This is a genomic window from Roseomonas genomospecies 6 (genome assembly GCF_008365375.1).
Classification (GTDB): Bacteria; Pseudomonadota; Alphaproteobacteria; order Azospirillales; family Azospirillaceae; genus Azospirillum.
Window position 1 is genome coordinate 33,654 of the sequence record NZ_QOKW01000007.1, and the last position, 15,162, is coordinate 48,815.

The following is a 15,162-nucleotide window of genomic DNA, read 5'->3' on the forward strand; positions in this document are numbered from 1 at the left end:
TCGATTAGTCCCCGGCCCCGAAGCACACGGCTTCCGCGCCGCAATCGCGGCAGACCGGGGCGCCGCAGGGGATCAGCCCATCCCGCGCGCAGAGGAAGCGGTAGAGAAAGACCTTCCAGCGGGTGCCGGTGGCGTTCAGCCGGGCCAGCGGGTCGAAATGGCGCTCCATCAGCGCCGCGAGATGGCTCGGGCCGGCAAGTCCCAGATCCCGCCACAGTTCGCCGCTGTCCAGCATGGCCCGCGCGATGATCGCGGCGAGCCATTCCTCCTCCTCGATGCCCAGCGAACGGTGGGCGCGCAGGAGGGAGGCGATGTCATCCGCCTCGGCCTGCAGAGCCGGGGGCAGGGGGGTGGGAGAGCGGTCGGCGACCGGCACGCTGCCGACCAGGGCATCCGGGAAATATTTGTCGAGAAGTTGGGTCAGCGCCGCCTCGTCGAGGCCCAGCGCGCCCGGACCCGCCGGCCAGCGGCGGGCCAGGATGCAGGCGAACAAATGGGCGTCGAAGACGTTGCAGCGTCCCTGGCGGTCGGTCAGCCAGCGGTACAGCGGCGTGGTGTCGCCCGCCCCCGGTGGGGCGGTGTCGAGGATGCCCATGGTGTCCGTCCTCCGGGGGCGGGCGGCCGTCAGGCCGCCTCAGGCAGGGGGCAGCCGTCAGGCCGCCTTGGGCAAGTGGGTGATGCAGCTCTTGGAGCAGACCTTGCCGCAGCTCTCGCAGCCGATGCAGTTGCCGGCGTTCTTGACGCTCATGACCTTCTTCTCGGCCTCGTCGTCGAAGGCGTCCACGATGTCGCCGTCTTCGGTGATGCCGATCAGTTCCAGCACGTCGCGGCCGCAGACCTTGAAGCAGCGGCCACAGCCGATGCACATCTTCTGGTCGATGCTTTCCACGAATTTCGGCGTCCAGGCGCCGCCGCCGCGGGTGGTGCCGGTCACGAACTCAGCCATCGTCTGCTCCTCAATCGGGCTTGTTGTCGGGTTGTTTGTCGGGGTGGGGGCAAAGGCCGCTCAGGCGGACGCCTTCTCCAGCGCCTTCAGTTCGGCGCGCTTCTCGGTCAGGGTCCTGTAGGCGTCGTAGGTCTCCTGGGCGACCTGGAGGATGGACTGCCAGTTCTGGGGCAGCTCCTCCGACAGGTCGTGCAGGTCCATCTTCTTCTGGGTCGCGCGGGCGTTCAGCTTCTTGACCTCGTCCTTCAGGGCGTCGATGTCGGACATGGCGGGACCCTCACAGATCGGCGACGTCGGGATACTTGCGGATCAGCGCCACGGCCTCCTCCACGACCTTGGCGCCGTCGGCGGCCAGCTTCTCCAGCGACGGGAAGCCGAAGCGGTGGACGTCGCGCAGGTGCTTCGACACGACGACCAGCCGGCCCGTGGTCAGCACCATGCGGCCGAAGCCCTCGTGGCTCATCTTCATGATGGGGGAGGCGATGTGGCCGGTCTGCTTCTCGACCGTGATGCCGACGGCCTTGTAGAAAAGCTCCAGCCGCCACAGCGTGTCGGGGTCCGGGTCGCCCATGATCGGGATGGCGGCGCGGGCCTCCTTGTCCAGGATGAAGGGGGCGAGGATGGTCTCGTCGCTCTTGCCTTCCCAGGCGCCGTAGCTGTCTTCGGCGCGGAACAGCATGACCAGCGTCTTCAGGAAAACCTCGGTGAGATCGCTCCCGGAGGCCACGGCGGTGTCGGTCATGCTCTCAATCCTCCTCGTCGAACGCGAATTCACCGAATCTCTCTTCGGCGGGCTGGCCGGCGTTCAGCGCCTTGCGCAGCCAGGGCGGCGGGTTGCCGTTGATGGTTTCGACCAGACGGTCGAGCAGGGTGGTGATGCTGTCTGTGGCTTCCACCTTCACGGGGTGGATCTTCTTCGCCACCACGCGCGCGGCGGCGGAGGCGCCGATGGCCGACAGATAGATGATGGCGACGTCGGCCAGCGCCTCCAGCTTCGGGACCAGCTTGTCCTCGTTGCCGTCCTCGAACATCGAACCGCCGAACTGACAGGTCTCGACCATTTTGTAGCCGGCCTTGTCGACCTCATAGATCACGATGTTCTTGGCCCAGCCGAAATGCGCATCGACGTGCTGCATGTCCTGGGTGCAGAAAGCGACCTTCATGGAACCTCCTTTGCGGGGCCGGCCCTCTTCGGCCTGACCCACCACACTCAGCCGGCGCTGCATCCGCATGATCCGCTCCCGCAGTGCTGGCCGTGTTCATGCCCATCCCCGTCCCCATGACCATGGCCATGCGCGTCGTGGTCCATCTCGCGGGACAGGAACAGGTTGCCGATCTCGAACAGAAGCTCGCGGGTTCCGCGGTAGCCGACATGGACCTTCAGCCCGGCGCCCAGACGGTCGAACATCGGAAGCCCCATGCGGTGGAGCGGCACGCCGATGCGCGCGGCCCCCTGCCGTCCGTGGGAGTTCGACACGATCAGGTCGGCGTCGCGGGCCAGGGTCTCGACGTCGGAATGGTCGCCGATCATGACGGTCGCGGCCTTCAGCTTCTCCAGAACGGCGGTCTGGGTGGGGGAGACGGCGGCGATCACCTCCGCCCCCATGTCCGACAGGAAGCCGGTGACGGCGTAGAGCAGGTCCGGCTCCAGCGCCACGGCGATCCGCTTGCGGCTGTAGAAGAAGTGTCCGTCCAGCATGGCGTCCACCAGCGTCTCGCGCTGGCGGCGCAGCTTCGCCGGCACCGGGCGGCCCGACAGCTCCGACAGGGTTCGGACGAGGCGGTCCGATGCCTCAAGCCCGGTCAGCCGGTCGAAGAAGACGCTGCGCACGTCGGTTTTCAATTCCAGAGCGGCGGCGGCGACGCGCATGTGCTCGCCGATCACCAGCGTGGCTTCCGACGCGCCCATGGAGGCGATCCGCTCCACCGTCACGCCGCCCAGCGAGGTCGCCGTGAAGTCGTCCGGCTGGCGGCCCGACATGGACAGCGACAGGTCGGGCAGGAAGATGGGCGACAGGCCGAAGCTCTCGATGATGTCGCGCAGTTCCTCCACGTCGCCGGGCGACAGGTGGCAGCCGGCCAGAATGTTGACCTGACCCTTCACCGTCGCTTCCGACGGCTGGACCACCTCCTCGACGATGCCGGTCACCGCGGCGGAGAAGCCGTCCTCGAACCCGCCGGAGAAGTCCGGTGTGTTGGCGAAGACCAGCTTCAGGCCGGACAGGGCCGGGTTGCGCTGGCGGAACAGCGAATACTGCCCGGCCATGTCCTCACCCTTCGTCTCGGTCACGCCGGTGGTGGCGACGCCGATCAGGGCGGGCGCGTTGCGCTCGTGGATGGTGCGGACGGCCTGTTCGAGATTCTCGTAGCCGCCGAGGATGGTGGACACCTGATCCATGGCGGTGGTCTGGAGCGGGATGGCCTCGCGGAAATGGCGGACCAGAAGGACCAGCCCGAAGGCGGTGCAGCCCTGGCTCCCGTGGAACAGCGGCATGCAGCGGTCCACGCCGAGGAAGGCGAGCGCCGCGCCCAGCGGCTGGCTCATCTTCAGCGGGTTGGTGGAGGCCGCCTTGGCGGAATGGGGGAAGCGCTGGATGGTGCCCATGGTCACGCCTCCACCGGCTTGGCATCCGGCTTGGATTCCCATGGAGCGGCGAGCCGCACCTGCCGCCAGATCGGGTTGGACAGGGTCTTGTCGATTTCCTCACACAGGTTGACGATGCCGTCATAGCCCGCGTAGGGGGTGTGGCGCTCCTGGTTCAGGTCCAGCCACGGAACCTTGGCCTTCAGCGCGATGAACTGCGACCGTCCGCCGGACATCATGATGTCGGCCTCGCTGTCGCGCAGCATCTTGTAGATGTCGCGGGGCTTCAGGTCGTCCCACTGGTGGAACTCCTCGCCCTTCATCTTCTTGATGCGCTCCTTGTCCTCCTTGGTGGACTTCTTGGTGGAGGTGCCGACGATGGTCAGCCCGGCGCCTTCCAGCGCGGTGACCATCGACCAGCTCTTCACGCCGCCGGTGAACAGCAGGACGCGCTTGCCGTCGAAGCGCGGCTTGTAGGGTTCCAGACGCCGCCAGACGCGGCTTTCCTCGCGGGCGATGACGCCTTCGGTTCGGTCGATGAGGGCCTTGTCGGCGCCGCGCTCCACCAGCATGCGGGCCATGGTGCGCAGCGTGTCCGACATGTCCGACACGCCGTAGAAGGAGCCTTCGAAATAGGGAATGCCCCAGCGCTCCTGCATCTTGCGCCCGACATTCACCAGCGCCTGGGAGCAGACGACCATGGTCAGCCGCGCCCGGTGCGCCTGCGCCACCTCGTGGTAGCGCCCGTCGCCGGAGATGCAGGACAGGATGCGGATGCCGATCTCGTCGAGCAGCGGCTTCACCAGCCACAGTTCGCCGGCCAGATTGTATTCGCCGACGATGCAGATGTCGGTGGGGGTCGTCACCTCCGGCTCCACCGTGCCGATGACATGGTCGAGCAGAGTCTCGCCGGCCAGCTTGTTGCCCAGGTTCTTCGACCCCACGAAGCCCGGCGCCATCACCGGGATCACCGGCTTGCCCAGCTTCTTCGCGGCGAATTTGCAGACCGCCTCGATGTCGTCGCCGATCATGGCGGGAACGCAGGTTTGGTAGACGAAGACCGCCGGCGGATCGTACTGCTGCACGATCTCCTTGATGGCCTTGTAGAGCTTCTTCTCGCCGCCGTGGATGATGTCGAGTTCCGACATGTCCGTGGTGAAGCCCGTCCGATAGAGCTGCGATCCCGACGATTTGGTGCCGCGGTTGTCCCAGGAGTTGCCGAGGCAGGCGATCGGCCCATGCACGAGGTGGGCGGCGTCGGCGATCGGCTGGAGCGCGATCATCGCGCCGTCATAGGCGCAGCCACCCGCCGCGGCCCCCGGCTTCAGAGCCTTGGAGCAGCCCTTCTTGCGCTCCTTCTCCGACTTGGCCTGGTTGGTGGAGCAACCCGGCTCGTTGAAGACGTCCTGGAGCTTTTCCTGGAGCATGACCCTCTCCCGCCCATGGCCGACATCGGCATTCGGGAAGGCATATGCAGGGGGCGTGCCAGACGGTAAGGGGTTGTTTTCCAAGGATTGTCGCTTCGGAAGGAGCTGTGCGATAGCTGACAATGCAGGGATTTTGTCGGGTGTCGGACAGGCGCCCCGCATCCCTCTCCCGCCTCGGGAGAGGGACGCTTCTCCGTACCCGGACGGAAAAGCCGGAGCCCGCCTTGCAGCAAGCTCCGGCTTTCCGGGGAAGTGGCCGGCGCGGGGGGATGGAGGCCCCGCGCCGGCCAGGGAGGAACCGGACCGATCAGCGGACCAGATCGAACGAGTAGTCGGTCTCGCCAACGATGTTGGTGTTCGCGTCCATGTCCTCGAAGATCCGATCCAGGATGCGCACCAGCACGTTCAGAGCGCCCTGGTAGCCCCAGGTCGGGTAACGGTGATGGTGGTGGCGGTCGAAGATCGGGTAGGTCAGGCGGATGAGCGGGATCTTGGTGTCGCGCTCCAGATACTTGCCGTAGCTGTTGCCGATGATGTAATCGACCGTGTCGGTGAACAGCAGCGAGCGCAGGTGCCAGAGGTCCTTGCCGCCGTAGGCCTTGCCGGACTTGCCGAACGGCGAGGAGTCGAGCAGCTTCTGAACCTGCTTCTCCCACTTCTTGGAGCCGGAGGTGGACAGGATGTGCACCGGCTCGGCACCCAGCTCCATCAGGAACTTCGACATGCCCAGGCAGAAGTCCGGGTCGCCGTACACGGCGAAGCGCTTGCCGTGCAGGTGGGTGTGGCTGTCGGCGATGGCGTCGACCAGACGGCCGCGCTCCAGCTTCAGCTCCGCCGGGACGGCCTTGCCCGTCAGCTCCGCCAGCTTCATCAGAAGCTCGTCGGTGGCCGCGACGCCCAGCGGGTAGTTGAACTTGGCGACCTGCTGGCCCTTCTCCTTGATGAACTGCAGGGACTGCGGGGTGCAGTATTCCTGCATGGAGATGGTGGCCTTGGCGTGGACGGCCTGCTTCGTGGCCTCCAGCGGGGTGCCGCCGTCATACATGCGGTACTCGCCGTCCGCCGGGGTGTCGAAGTTGTCCGACACGTCCGACAGGATGGTCATCTCGATGCCGAACAGGCCGGCGATGCGCTTCAACTCGCGGTTGTTGCCGACCGCATAGCCGTCGAAGCCCGGGATCAGGTTGATCGTCTCGTTCTTCGGGGTGTCGAAATTCTCCGACGTGCCCCAGAAGTAGGTCAGGACGCCCTTGATCATGTTGTCGTAGCCGACGATGTGGCTGCCGACGAAGGCCGGGGTGTGGGCGAAGGGAACCGGGAAATCCGCCGGGACGCTTTCCTTGTTCTTCGCGTTGGCGATGAAGCCCTGCAGGTCGTCGCCGATGACTTCGGCCATGCAGGTGGTCAGAACGGCGATCATCTTCGGCTTGTACAGCGAATAGGCGTTCGCCAGGCCGTCGATCATGTTGTTCAGGCCGCCGAACACCGCCGCGTCTTCCGTCATCGACGAGGACACCGCGGAGTTCGGCTCCTTGAAGTGGCGGGTGAGGTGCGTGCGGTAGTAGGCGACGCAGCCCTGCGAACCATGGACGAAGGGCAGGGTGCCCTCGAAGCCCTGGGCCGCGAACATCGCGCCGATCGGCTGGCAGGCCTTCGTCGGGTTGATGACGATCGCCTCACGGGCGAAGTTCTTTTCCTTGTACTCTTCCGTCTTGGTCCACGCGGAAACCCGGGCGACCTCTTCGTCGGAGTGGCCGTACTCGAACTCCGTCTTCTTGCGCTCGAACAGCTCCTTGTATTCGGGCTGCCGGAAGAGCGTGAAGTGGTCGATGACCTTGTCGGCGCTCTGGGAAACGGGGTGGGACATGCTCAATACTCCTATCTTCCAGAAGCCGCTTTAGAACGGGGCCTTCATGATGCCCCAGACGGGGTTGTTGATGGCCAGATCCATGTCGCGGGCGAAGATGGCGAAGCCGTCATAGCCGTGATACGGACCCGAGTAATCCCAGGAGTGCATCTGGCGGAAGGGCAGGCCCATCTTCTGGAAGACGTACTTTTCCTTGATGCCCGACGCGACGAGGTCCGGACGGATCGCCTCGACGAACTTCTCCAGTTCGAACGCGGTGACGTCGTCGTAGATCAGCGTGCCTTCCTTCACATAGTGCGGGGTGCGCTGATAGTCGTCGTTGTGGGCGAATTCGTAACCCGTGCCGACGATCTCCATGCCCAGGTCATGGTAGGCGTCGACGACGTGGCGCGGACGCAGGCCGCCGACGTAGATCATCACCTTCTTGCCTTCAAGCCGCGGCTTGTACTTGGCAATGACGGCGTCGACCATCGGCTGGTACTTGGCGATGACCTTCTCCGCGTTCTCCTTGATCTTGTCGTCGAAGAGAGCGGCGATCTTGCGCAGGGACTCGGCGATCTGCGACGGGCCGAAGAAGTTGTACTCCATCCACGGAATACCGAACTTCTCTTCCATGTGGCGCGCGATGTAGTTCATCGAGCGGTAGCAGTGGATGAGGTTCACCTTCGCCTTCGGCGTGTTCTCCAGCTCGGCGAGCGTGCCGTCGCCCGACCACTGGGCGATCACGCGCAGGCCGATCTCTTCCAGCAGGATGCGGCTGGCCCAGGCGTCGCCACCGATGTTGTAGTCACCGATGATGGTGACGTCGTACGGGGTGGAGACGAAGCCTTCCTTCGGCTCGGTCTTCTCGAAGATCCAGTCGCGGATGACGTCGTTGGCGATGTGGTGGCCCAGCGACTGGGAGACACCGCGGAACCCTTCGCAGCGGACCGGCACCACCGGCTTGCCCAGCTCTTCCGCCTTGGCGCGGGCGACCGCCTCGATGTCGTCGCCGATCAGGCCGATCGGGCATTCCGACTGGATCGAGATGCCGTTGACGAGCGGGAACAGGTCGTTGATCTCGGCGATCGCCTGGTGCAGCTTCTTGTCGCCGCCGAAGACGATGTCCTTCTCCTGGAAGTCGGTGGTGAAGTGCATCGTGCCCCAGCTATCCACGCCGGTGTCGCCGACGTAGTAGTTGCGGCGGCCGGACCAGGAGTAGTAGCCGCAGCCGACCGGGCCGTGGGAGATGTGGATCATGTCCTTGATCGGACCCCACACCACGCCCTTCGAACCGGCGTAGGCGCAGCCACGGATGGTCATCACACCCGGGATCGACTTGATGTTCGACTTGACGCCGCAGTCCTTGGCCTCGGCCTCCAGCACGTTCAGGTGCTTGGCGCGGCGCTTGCGCGACTTGTCGGGATAGGCTTCGAGAACCTTGTCGACGAGACCCTTGACGTCGACGCCTTCGTTCACGGACAGGCTCATGGTGCCAGTCTCCTGCATGCTCTCATTGTCCGCGCTACTGCAGCGCGGGACCGAGCCCCCTCTCTCCCACCCCGCGCACAGGGGCGGGGTGGGCTGGGGAGGGGGCCAGTTCAGACCCGTGCCCCGTCAGGGACCCAGGTATCAGGCCTTGGCGGCTTCCTTGGCCTGGAGTTCGGCGAGCTGCTGCTCCTCCGACTTCATGATGCCGAAGTCCATCAGCATCTCTTCCAGCTCTTCCATGGTGATCGGGGTCGGGATGGTGCCCTTGCCCTTGTTCGCGTGGACCTTGGAGGCGAGCTGGCGGTACTCCTGAGCCTGCTGGCTGTCCGGCGCGTACTCGATGACCGTCATGCGGCGCAGCTCGGCGTGCTGCACGATGTTGTCGCGCGGCACGAAGTGGATGAGCTGGGTGCCGAGGCGGCCGGCCAGGGCCGTGGCCAGGTCCAGCTCCTTGTCGGTCTGGCGCTCGTTGCAGATCAGGCCGCCGAGGCGCACGCCGCCGCTGTGGGCGTACTTCAGAATGCCCTTGGCGATGTTGTTGGCGGCGTAGAGCGCCATCATCTCACCGGACATGACGATGTAGATTTCCTGGGCCTTGTTCTCGCGGATGGGCATGGCGAAGCCGCCGCACACCACGTCGCCCAGCACGTCGTAGGAGACGTAGTCCACGTCGTCGTACGCGCCGTTCTCTTCCAGGAAGTTGATCGAGGTGATGACGCCGCGGCCGGCGCAGCCGACCCCCGGCTCCGGACCGCCGGACTCGACGCACTTGATGCCCTTGTAGCCGATCTTCAGAACGTCCTCGAGCTCCAGATCCTCGACCGAGCCGGCTTCGGCGGCGAGGTGCAGCACGGTGTCCTGCGCCTTGGCGTGCAGGATCAGACGGGTCGAGTCGGCCTTCGGATCGCAGCCGACGATCAGGATCTTCTGATCCAGCTCGACCAGCGCGGCCAGGGTGTTCTGGGAGGTGGTCGACTTGCCGATACCGCCCTTACCGTAGAACGCAATCTGGCGCAAAGACATGGGAGATTACTCCTTTGCTTGGGTCTACAGGGTGTCTTCAATTCCGGGGCGGCCAGCCCAGCGGCCGCTTCGACCCTCTCTCTGCATCCCCCGTGCCAGTTCGCGGAAAATTTTCAAGTCACTGATAAATATGAAGAAATCAGAATACGGACGAGCGCGGTCCGCTTTGTCGGGCCTGTGACATACCCGACAAAGCCCGACATTTTGTCGGGTCTCTCGCAATGCATGGGATGGAATGGAGGGCTATCGCCCGAACGGCTCAGCCGGCGGCGTGGTTCAGCGCGTCGCGGGCGACGACGAGGCGCAGCGCCAGCGCCTCCAACTCGTCCCCGTCCTGGCCCATGTCGTAGAGAAGCTGCGCCAGCGCCTGACCGCGGGCGAGCAGGCGGCGCGCCTTGGCCGGGTCGGCGGGGCGGGCCAGGATGGTGCCGACCAGCCGCTCCCCGGCGATGCCCGCCAGCGCGCGGCTGCGTTCGGCCAGACGCCGCTCCAGCGTGTCGAGCGCCGCCGGACGCCCGGCATGGTCCAGGTCCGTGCAGAACTGGTGCAGGGAACGGAGCTGGCGCAGCAGCGCCTCGAACAGCAGCTCGTCCAGATCGCCGCCGTTGGCGGCCTTCCCGACAAGATCGAACACCGTGTCGGAAAGCCGCCACGCCGCCGACAGACAATCGCTCATCGCCTTGCGGTCGGCGGGCTCGACGAAGGCGTTGGCCTCTTCCCGGTGCTCCTCCTGGTCGTCCAGGTTCCGCAGGGCGACGACGAGCAGCCCGTCCACCGAGGCGAGCGCGGCGAGGCTGGCGTGCAGCGCCTTAATGCCGCGGTCGGCGCCGAAGCCGTCCATGGCCTCCGCCGCGCGGCGCAGGGCGTGGCGGGTGAGGCGGCGGGACTGGTAGACGACGTCGCGCAGGGCCACGGTGGCGCCCAGCGTCTCCAGCATCAGCCGCCGCGCCTCGAAGCGCAGCAGGGCGTAGGCGAGGTTGTCCATCGCGTTGGCCATCGTGTTGGCTATCGCGTTGGCCATGCCGCCGGCCGGATCGTCCTCCGCGCCGGTGTTCGGCGCTTCGCCGCGGATCAGCCGGTCGGCATCGGTTCGGGCGTCCGCCTCGATGGCCGACACCACGGACAGCACGGCGCCGCGTCCGGCCCCGCGCAGCAGCGACACCAGGGAGCGCATGGCCGCGGCCACCTCCAGCGCGCCGGGCAGCCCGTCATCGGCGGTGCCCTTGCCGTGGACGATGCGGTCGATCAGATGATCGCGCAGGCGGGGAAGCAGCACGTCGAGGATGATCGGCGCGGTGGGGCGCAGCAGCGCCTCCAGCAGGCGACCCTGGGGCTGGCCGATCATGGCGGCCAACGGGTTCAGCGGTTTGGGCACCAGGCGCGGGCGGTGGGGCTCCAGCAGAGCCAGAATCTCGTCCCCGCGCAGGGGGGTGATCGTCCCGCGCAGCAGCCGGGCGAGCGTCACCGCGTCGCGGGCCTCCCTCGCGCCGCGCAACGGAGCGGGCATCCCGCCGGAGCGCATCGGCATCTTTTCCGAGACGGCGGAAGGAAGAAGGACGCGCGGGGGCTGTGCCGCCCGGTTGCGCGTCTCCTTCTCCTTTCGCTTCATCGGCCACATGGCCTTGCCTCGTCTTGCGATGCACTCGATCCTGGTCGATCAACTATGGTGTCGCCCCGTTACCCGTTCAAACGGATATTTTTCGGATATTTGGAGTAAGCCGAAAGTTGTTTCGACGGTTGATGCAAATTGTTCGGGAATTCGAAATGTCGGGCGGTCGGGCGGAGTTCCCCCTGCGGTGACGCGGACCCTTGGCGGACGCGCCGGTTCGCTGTATCCATGAAATAATTGTGGATTTGGGGACGCGATGGCGGACGGCTCGGCGAGCGGTGGTTTGAGGGATGCGCGGGGGCGGCCGATCGATCCGGATTCGCCGCTCGCGCTCAAGGCGCACCGCACCAACCTGTTGAACGTGCCGGCGGAAACGCTGAGCGCGGAGTCGTTCAACGACGAGCCGAGGCGCCTGCGCATCGGCGCCACGCGCAGCGAACACGCGGTGCTGTTCGAAGCGCTGGACGAAAGCCCGGACAGCGTGACCGCCGCCGACATCTTCCAGCACTACATGGCCTTCACCTTCGGGCTGAACCCGGATTTCTCGGGGGCCGAGGGGGCGGACGGGCGGCGGCGCTACCGCGCCAGCTATCTGCGCCTCCTGAAAGGGTGGATGTTCGACAGCAACAACGCCGAGGGGGCGGTGCTGAAGGGCTGGGTGGAGAGCCGCTTCGGGCTGCTGCCCACCTATCACAAGGAGCCGATCCTCCGCTTCGCCTCCGACGCGTGGCGGCTCTATGGGGAGGAGAAGGTTTCCTCCCGCTTCCACAACAACAACATCAACCTCCAGCTCGACCTGATGTACGAGTATTGCCAGTGGTGGATGCGCCGCGGCTGGCCGGACGCGCCGATGCCGTCCCGCGCCAGCCACATCCGGCTCTACCGCGGCGTCAACGACTTCGAGGAGCACCACATCGTCGCGCGCCCCGACAAGCGCACGGCGGTCCTGCGCCTCAACAACCTCAGCTCCTTTTCCATCGAGCGCGACATCGCCGGCCAGTTCGGGGACTACATCCTCGAAACCTGGGTGCCGCTCACCAAGGTGGTCTTCTTCCGCGACATCCTGCCCCGCTACCCTTTCAAGGGCGAGGGGGAATATCTGGTGGTCGGCGGGGACTACAGGGTGGGTGTGTCGCTTCTCTGACAACCGAAGCACGGGACAGATCCGGCCCATGACCCATCATTCCATCCGCTCGCGCGCGCTGGGGGCCTATCTCGGGCTTGCCTGCGGCGACGCGCTGGGCGCCACCGTCGAATTCCTGACAAAGGGCGAGATCGCCCACCAGCACGGCGTCCACAAGCACATCAAGGGCGGCGGCTGGCTGAGGCTGCCCGCCGGCCAAGTGACCGACGACACCGAGATGTCCATTCATCTCGGCCGCGCCATTTTGGCCGCCCCGGAGTGGGACGCCCGCCGCGCGGCGGAGGAGTTCGCCATCTGGCTGAAGGGCGTTCCCGTCGATGTCGGGGACACGACACGGCGCGGCATCCGCCGCTTCATCATGCACGGCACCCTGTCGGAGCCGGAGAGCGAGTACCACGCCGGCAACGGGGCGGCGATGCGCAACCTGCCGGTCGCCCTGGCGACGCTGGGCGACGACGCGGCCTTCGAGCAATGGACGCTGGAGCAGGCGCACATCACCCACTGCAACATCATGTCCGACGCGGCGACCCTGACGCTGGGCCGCATGGTGCAGCGTCTGGTGCTGGGCGGCGGCGTGCGCGACGTGCGTGACGAATCGAACAAGCTCATCGAGAAGCACCGGCAGTTCAAGTTCCAGCCCTACCGGGGCCTGTCCACCGCCTACGTCGTCGATACGATGCAGACGGTGATGCACTATTATTTCCAGACCGATTCCGTGGAATCCTGCGTCGTCGAAACCGTCAACCAGGGCGGCGACGCGGACACCACCGGCGCCATCGCCGGCATGCTGGCCGGGGCCACCTATGGGGTGGAGACCATTCCACCGCGCTGGCTGCGCAAGCTCGACCGCGCCGTCTACGACGAAATCTGCGCCCAGGTGGACGGGCTGCTCGCCCGTGCCCCGGCGCTCAAGCAGGGATGACCGCGACCATGGCCGACGTGATCTTCTTCGAAAAGCCCGGCTGCGCCGGCAACAACCGCCAGAAGGCGCTGCTGGCGGAGGCCGGGCACACCGTCCACGCCCGCGACCTGCTCTCCGAACCCTGGACGGCGGACAGCCTGCGTCCCTTCTTCGGCGGCCGCCCGGTGGCCGAGTGGTTCAACCGCGCCGCCCCCGCGGTGAAGAACGGAGAGGTCGATCCGGACGCGCTGGACGAATCCGCCGCCCTGGCGCTGATGCTGAAGACGCCGCTGCTGATCCGCCGCCCGCTGATGCAGGTGGGCGACCGCCGCGACTGCGGGTTCGAGGCGGAGCGGGTGGATGCCTGGATCGGGCTGGCCGCCGGTGCGCCGGATGGCAAGCTGGAAGGCTGCGCCCGCGCCGGCATGCCCACCACCCGCAAAGGGGTGACGGAACAACCCCGGCTGTCGTAGGTTGGCCCCAGCCTGTAGGAAACACGACACGTCTTCGATGGGGGCCGATCCATGTGCGAACTCCTGGGCATGAGCGCCAACGTGCCCACGGACATCTGCTTCAGCTTTCGCGGCCTGATGCGCCGCGGGGGGCAGACCGGTCCGCACCGCGACGGCTGGGGCATCGCCTTCTACGAGGGAAAGGGCTGCCGCGCCTTCCACGACCCCGCGCCGAGCTGCGAGTCGGAGATCGCGCGGCTGGTCAGCAGCTATTCCATCAAGTCCTGCGTGGTGATCTCCCACATCCGCCGGGCCAACCGCGGGCGGGTGGCGCTGGAGAACACGCACCCCTTCACGCGGGAGCTGTGGGGGCGGGTGTGGACCTTCGCCCACAACGGCCAGCTCAAGGGCATCAAGGAGCGGACGCTGACCTTCTACGAGCCGGTCGGCACCACCGACAGCGAGCACGCCTTCTGCTGGCTGCTCGACCAGATCCGCATGCAGTATCCGGAGCCGCCCAAGAGCAGCGGCGCCCTGATGCGGCTGATCCGCGACCTCGCCACCGACTTGGGCAAGCTGGGCGTCTTCAACATGCTGCTCAGCGACGGGCGGTATCTGTGGTGCCATTGCGCGACCAACCTCGCCTGGTTGACCCGCAAGGCGCCCTTCGGCCCGGCCACCCTGGTCGATGAGGACATGAGCGTCGATTTCGCCAAGGAGACGACGCCCGACGACGTGGTGACCGTCGTCGCCACCCGCCCCCTGACCCGCGACGAGAACTGGACCGTCATGAAGAGCGGCGAGATGGTCGTTTTCCGCGGGGGCAATCAGGTTCGCTGACGGACGATTGTTTCCTTATGCGCAACGAAGATTGACGAAATCGGGGCTCAATCGATCGGCGTAACCGGGCTTATGGTCTCCCCCGAGACACACCGAAGCGGTGACGGCGCCGAACCGGCGCCCCGCTTCCCGGACCGGGAGACAGGACCATGAAGCTTCTTCACATCGATTCCAGCCCGCTGGGCGACGCCTCCGTTTCGCGCCAGCTTACCGCCTCCATCGTCGAGGCGCTTCGCCAGGCGACGCCGGACGCCGAGCTGTCCTACCGCGACCTGACCGTCGCCCCGCCGGACCACCTGACGGGCGAGCTTCTCCAGGTCGTGAAGTTCCGCAATCTGGAGGGCCTGTCCGCCCGCCAGCAGGAGGAACTGGCCCTGACCGACGCTCTGGTCGACGAGTTCCTGGCCGCTGACGTCGTGGTGATCGGCGCCCCGATGTACAATTTCTCGGTCCCGACCCAGCTCAAGGCCTGGATCGACCGCATCGCCCAGGCGGGCCGCACCTTCCGCTACACAGAGACGGGCCCGGTCGGTCTGGCCGGCGGCAAGAAGGTCTACATCGCCTCGACGCGCGGCGGCGTCTACTCCACCAACGCCGCGATGAGCGCGCTCGACCATCAGGAAGCCTTCCTGCGCACGGTCCTGGGCTTCATGGGCGTCACCGACGTGACGGTGATCCGCGCCGAGGGCATCGGCATGGGTCCGGACGCCCGCGCCAAGGCGCTGGCCGCCGCCCAGCAGGAGATCGACGCCCTCGCGGTTCCGGTCGCGGCGTAAGGGGTCGGATGGTCCCTCTCCCGCCCCGGGAGAGGGAAGGGGCCCGCGCCGAAGGCGTGGGAAGGGTGAGGGTGCCGCCGAGGATCAGCGCCACGATCCTCGTGCGACCCTCACCCGCCCGCT

General features: G+C 66.5%; 16 protein-coding genes. 5 read left to right on the forward strand and 11 right to left on the reverse strand.

Translation table 11 applies throughout. The annotated features are described in order from the left end of the window. Nucleotides 1-4: 4 nt before the first annotated feature. The 11 genes from DS843_RS11095 to DS843_RS11145 all read right to left on the reverse strand — a co-directional run bounded on the left by DS843_RS11095 (nt 5) and on the right by DS843_RS11145 (nt 10,845). Complete coding sequence (locus DS843_RS11095; RefSeq protein ID WP_149468952.1) at nt 5-595, reverse strand: nitrogen fixation protein NifQ; 591 nt, start codon at nt 593-595, stop codon at nt 5-7. Nucleotides 596-652: 57 nt separating this feature from the next. Continuing rightward, the gene (gene fdxB / locus DS843_RS11100; protein ID WP_149468953.1) at nt 653-946 is read right to left on the reverse strand and encodes a ferredoxin III, nif-specific; all 294 of its coding nucleotides are present in this window, start codon (nt 944-946) and stop codon (nt 653-655) included. A 60-nt stretch (nt 947-1,006) separates the two neighbouring features. Continuing rightward, a complete protein-coding gene (locus DS843_RS11105) occupies nt 1,007-1,213 on the reverse strand; it encodes a CCE_0567 family metalloprotein (RefSeq protein ID WP_149468954.1) in 207 nt (68 codons plus the stop codon). A 10-nt stretch (nt 1,214-1,223) separates the two neighbouring features. Further along, nucleotides 1,224-1,688, reverse strand: a complete 465-nt coding sequence (locus DS843_RS11110) for a NifX-associated nitrogen fixation protein (RefSeq protein WP_149468955.1) — start codon at nt 1,686-1,688, stop codon at nt 1,224-1,226. 4 nt (nt 1,689-1,692) lie between these two features. Beyond that, on the reverse strand, nt 1,693-2,109 hold the full coding sequence (gene nifX, locus DS843_RS11115) for a nitrogen fixation protein NifX (protein WP_149468956.1): 417 nt from the start codon (nt 2,107-2,109) through the stop codon (nt 1,693-1,695). Between the two features lie 47 nt (nt 2,110-2,156). Continuing rightward, nucleotides 2,157-3,551 (reverse strand): nitrogenase iron-molybdenum cofactor biosynthesis protein NifN, encoded by a 1,395-nt coding sequence (nifN, locus tag DS843_RS11120; RefSeq protein WP_149468957.1) that lies wholly within the window; start codon nt 3,549-3,551, stop codon nt 2,157-2,159. Nucleotides 3,552-3,553: 2 nt separating this feature from the next. After that, entirely contained in the window at nt 3,554-4,957 is a 1,404-nt protein-coding gene (gene nifE / locus DS843_RS11125) for a nitrogenase iron-molybdenum cofactor biosynthesis protein NifE (RefSeq protein WP_149468958.1), read from the reverse strand. Nucleotides 4,958-5,264: 307 nt separating this feature from the next. Then, nucleotides 5,265-6,824 (reverse strand): nitrogenase molybdenum-iron protein subunit beta, encoded by a 1,560-nt coding sequence (nifK, locus tag DS843_RS11130; RefSeq protein ID WP_149468959.1) that lies wholly within the window; start codon nt 6,822-6,824, stop codon nt 5,265-5,267. Nucleotides 6,825-6,854: 30 nt separating this feature from the next. Further along, nucleotides 6,855-8,294 (reverse strand): nitrogenase molybdenum-iron protein alpha chain, encoded by a 1,440-nt coding sequence (gene nifD / locus DS843_RS11135; protein WP_149468960.1) that lies wholly within the window; start codon nt 8,292-8,294, stop codon nt 6,855-6,857. 141 nt (nt 8,295-8,435) lie between these two features. Further along, nucleotides 8,436-9,317 (reverse strand): nitrogenase iron protein, encoded by an 882-nt coding sequence (gene nifH / locus DS843_RS11140; RefSeq protein WP_149468961.1) that lies wholly within the window; start codon nt 9,315-9,317, stop codon nt 8,436-8,438. 259 nt (nt 9,318-9,576) lie between these two features. Further along, nucleotides 9,577-10,845: a hypothetical protein gene (locus DS843_RS11145; protein ID WP_286192050.1), complete on the reverse strand. Its 1,269-nt coding sequence runs from the start codon at nt 10,843-10,845 to the stop codon at nt 9,577-9,579. A 337-nt stretch (nt 10,846-11,182) separates the two neighbouring features. Between DS843_RS11145 and DS843_RS11150 the strand changes: the two genes are divergently transcribed. The 5 genes from DS843_RS11150 to DS843_RS11170 all read left to right on the forward strand — a co-directional run bounded on the left by DS843_RS11150 (nt 11,183) and on the right by DS843_RS11170 (nt 15,039). Continuing rightward, a complete protein-coding gene (locus DS843_RS11150; protein WP_149468963.1) occupies nt 11,183-12,070 on the forward strand; it encodes an NAD(+)--dinitrogen-reductase ADP-D-ribosyltransferase in 888 nt (295 codons plus the stop codon). A 28-nt stretch (nt 12,071-12,098) separates the two neighbouring features. Then, a complete protein-coding gene (gene draG, locus DS843_RS11155; RefSeq protein ID WP_149468964.1) occupies nt 12,099-12,992 on the forward strand; it encodes an ADP-ribosyl-[dinitrogen reductase] hydrolase in 894 nt (297 codons plus the stop codon). Between the two features lie 8 nt (nt 12,993-13,000). Further along, complete coding sequence (locus DS843_RS11160; RefSeq protein WP_149468965.1) at nt 13,001-13,444, forward strand: ArsC/Spx/MgsR family protein; 444 nt, start codon at nt 13,001-13,003, stop codon at nt 13,442-13,444. 51 nt (nt 13,445-13,495) lie between these two features. Next, nucleotides 13,496-14,263: a class II glutamine amidotransferase gene (locus DS843_RS11165; protein ID WP_149468966.1), complete on the forward strand. Its 768-nt coding sequence runs from the start codon at nt 13,496-13,498 to the stop codon at nt 14,261-14,263. 149 nt (nt 14,264-14,412) lie between these two features. Further along, nucleotides 14,413-15,039, forward strand: a complete 627-nt coding sequence (locus DS843_RS11170; protein WP_149468967.1) for an FMN-dependent NADH-azoreductase — start codon at nt 14,413-14,415, stop codon at nt 15,037-15,039. The last annotated feature ends 123 nt before the right edge of the window (nt 15,040-15,162 follow it).

What these genes read in the sequence shown, in the direction of transcription:
- nifD (WP_149468960.1), bottom strand. Translation starts at nt 8,294, where the DNA reads ATGAGCCTGTCCGTGAACGAAGGCGTCGACGTCAAGGGTCTCGTCGAC.
- DS843_RS11170 (WP_149468967.1), top strand. Translation starts at nt 14,413, where the DNA reads ATGAAGCTTCTTCACATCGATTCCAGCCCGCTGGGCGACGCCTCCGTT.
- nifK (WP_149468959.1), bottom strand. Translation starts at nt 6,824, where the DNA reads ATGTCCCACCCCGTTTCCCAGAGCGCCGACAAGGTCATCGACCACTTC.
- DS843_RS11150 (WP_149468963.1), top strand. Translation starts at nt 11,183, where the DNA reads ATGGCGGACGGCTCGGCGAGCGGTGGTTTGAGGGATGCGCGGGGGCGG.
- DS843_RS11110 (WP_149468955.1), bottom strand. Translation starts at nt 1,688, where the DNA reads ATGACCGACACCGCCGTGGCCTCCGGGAGCGATCTCACCGAGGTTTTC.
- DS843_RS11145 (WP_286192050.1), bottom strand. Translation starts at nt 10,845, where the DNA reads ATGCCGATGCGCTCCGGCGGGATGCCCGCTCCGTTGCGCGGCGCGAGG.
- nifN (WP_149468957.1), bottom strand. Translation starts at nt 3,551, where the DNA reads ATGGGCACCATCCAGCGCTTCCCCCATTCCGCCAAGGCGGCCTCCACC.
- nifH (WP_149468961.1), bottom strand. Translation starts at nt 9,317, where the DNA reads ATGTCTTTGCGCCAGATTGCGTTCTACGGTAAGGGCGGTATCGGCAAG.
- DS843_RS11105 (WP_149468954.1), bottom strand. Translation starts at nt 1,213, where the DNA reads ATGTCCGACATCGACGCCCTGAAGGACGAGGTCAAGAAGCTGAACGCC.
- draG (WP_149468964.1), top strand. Translation starts at nt 12,099, where the DNA reads ATGACCCATCATTCCATCCGCTCGCGCGCGCTGGGGGCCTATCTCGGG.
- DS843_RS11160 (WP_149468965.1), top strand. Translation starts at nt 13,001, where the DNA reads ATGGCCGACGTGATCTTCTTCGAAAAGCCCGGCTGCGCCGGCAACAAC.
- DS843_RS11165 (WP_149468966.1), top strand. Translation starts at nt 13,496, where the DNA reads ATGTGCGAACTCCTGGGCATGAGCGCCAACGTGCCCACGGACATCTGC.
- nifE (WP_149468958.1), bottom strand. Translation starts at nt 4,957, where the DNA reads ATGCTCCAGGAAAAGCTCCAGGACGTCTTCAACGAGCCGGGTTGCTCC.
- nifX (WP_149468956.1), bottom strand. Translation starts at nt 2,109, where the DNA reads ATGAAGGTCGCTTTCTGCACCCAGGACATGCAGCACGTCGATGCGCAT.
- DS843_RS11095 (WP_149468952.1), bottom strand. Translation starts at nt 595, where the DNA reads ATGGGCATCCTCGACACCGCCCCACCGGGGGCGGGCGACACCACGCCG.
- fdxB (WP_149468953.1), bottom strand. Translation starts at nt 946, where the DNA reads ATGGCTGAGTTCGTGACCGGCACCACCCGCGGCGGCGGCGCCTGGACG.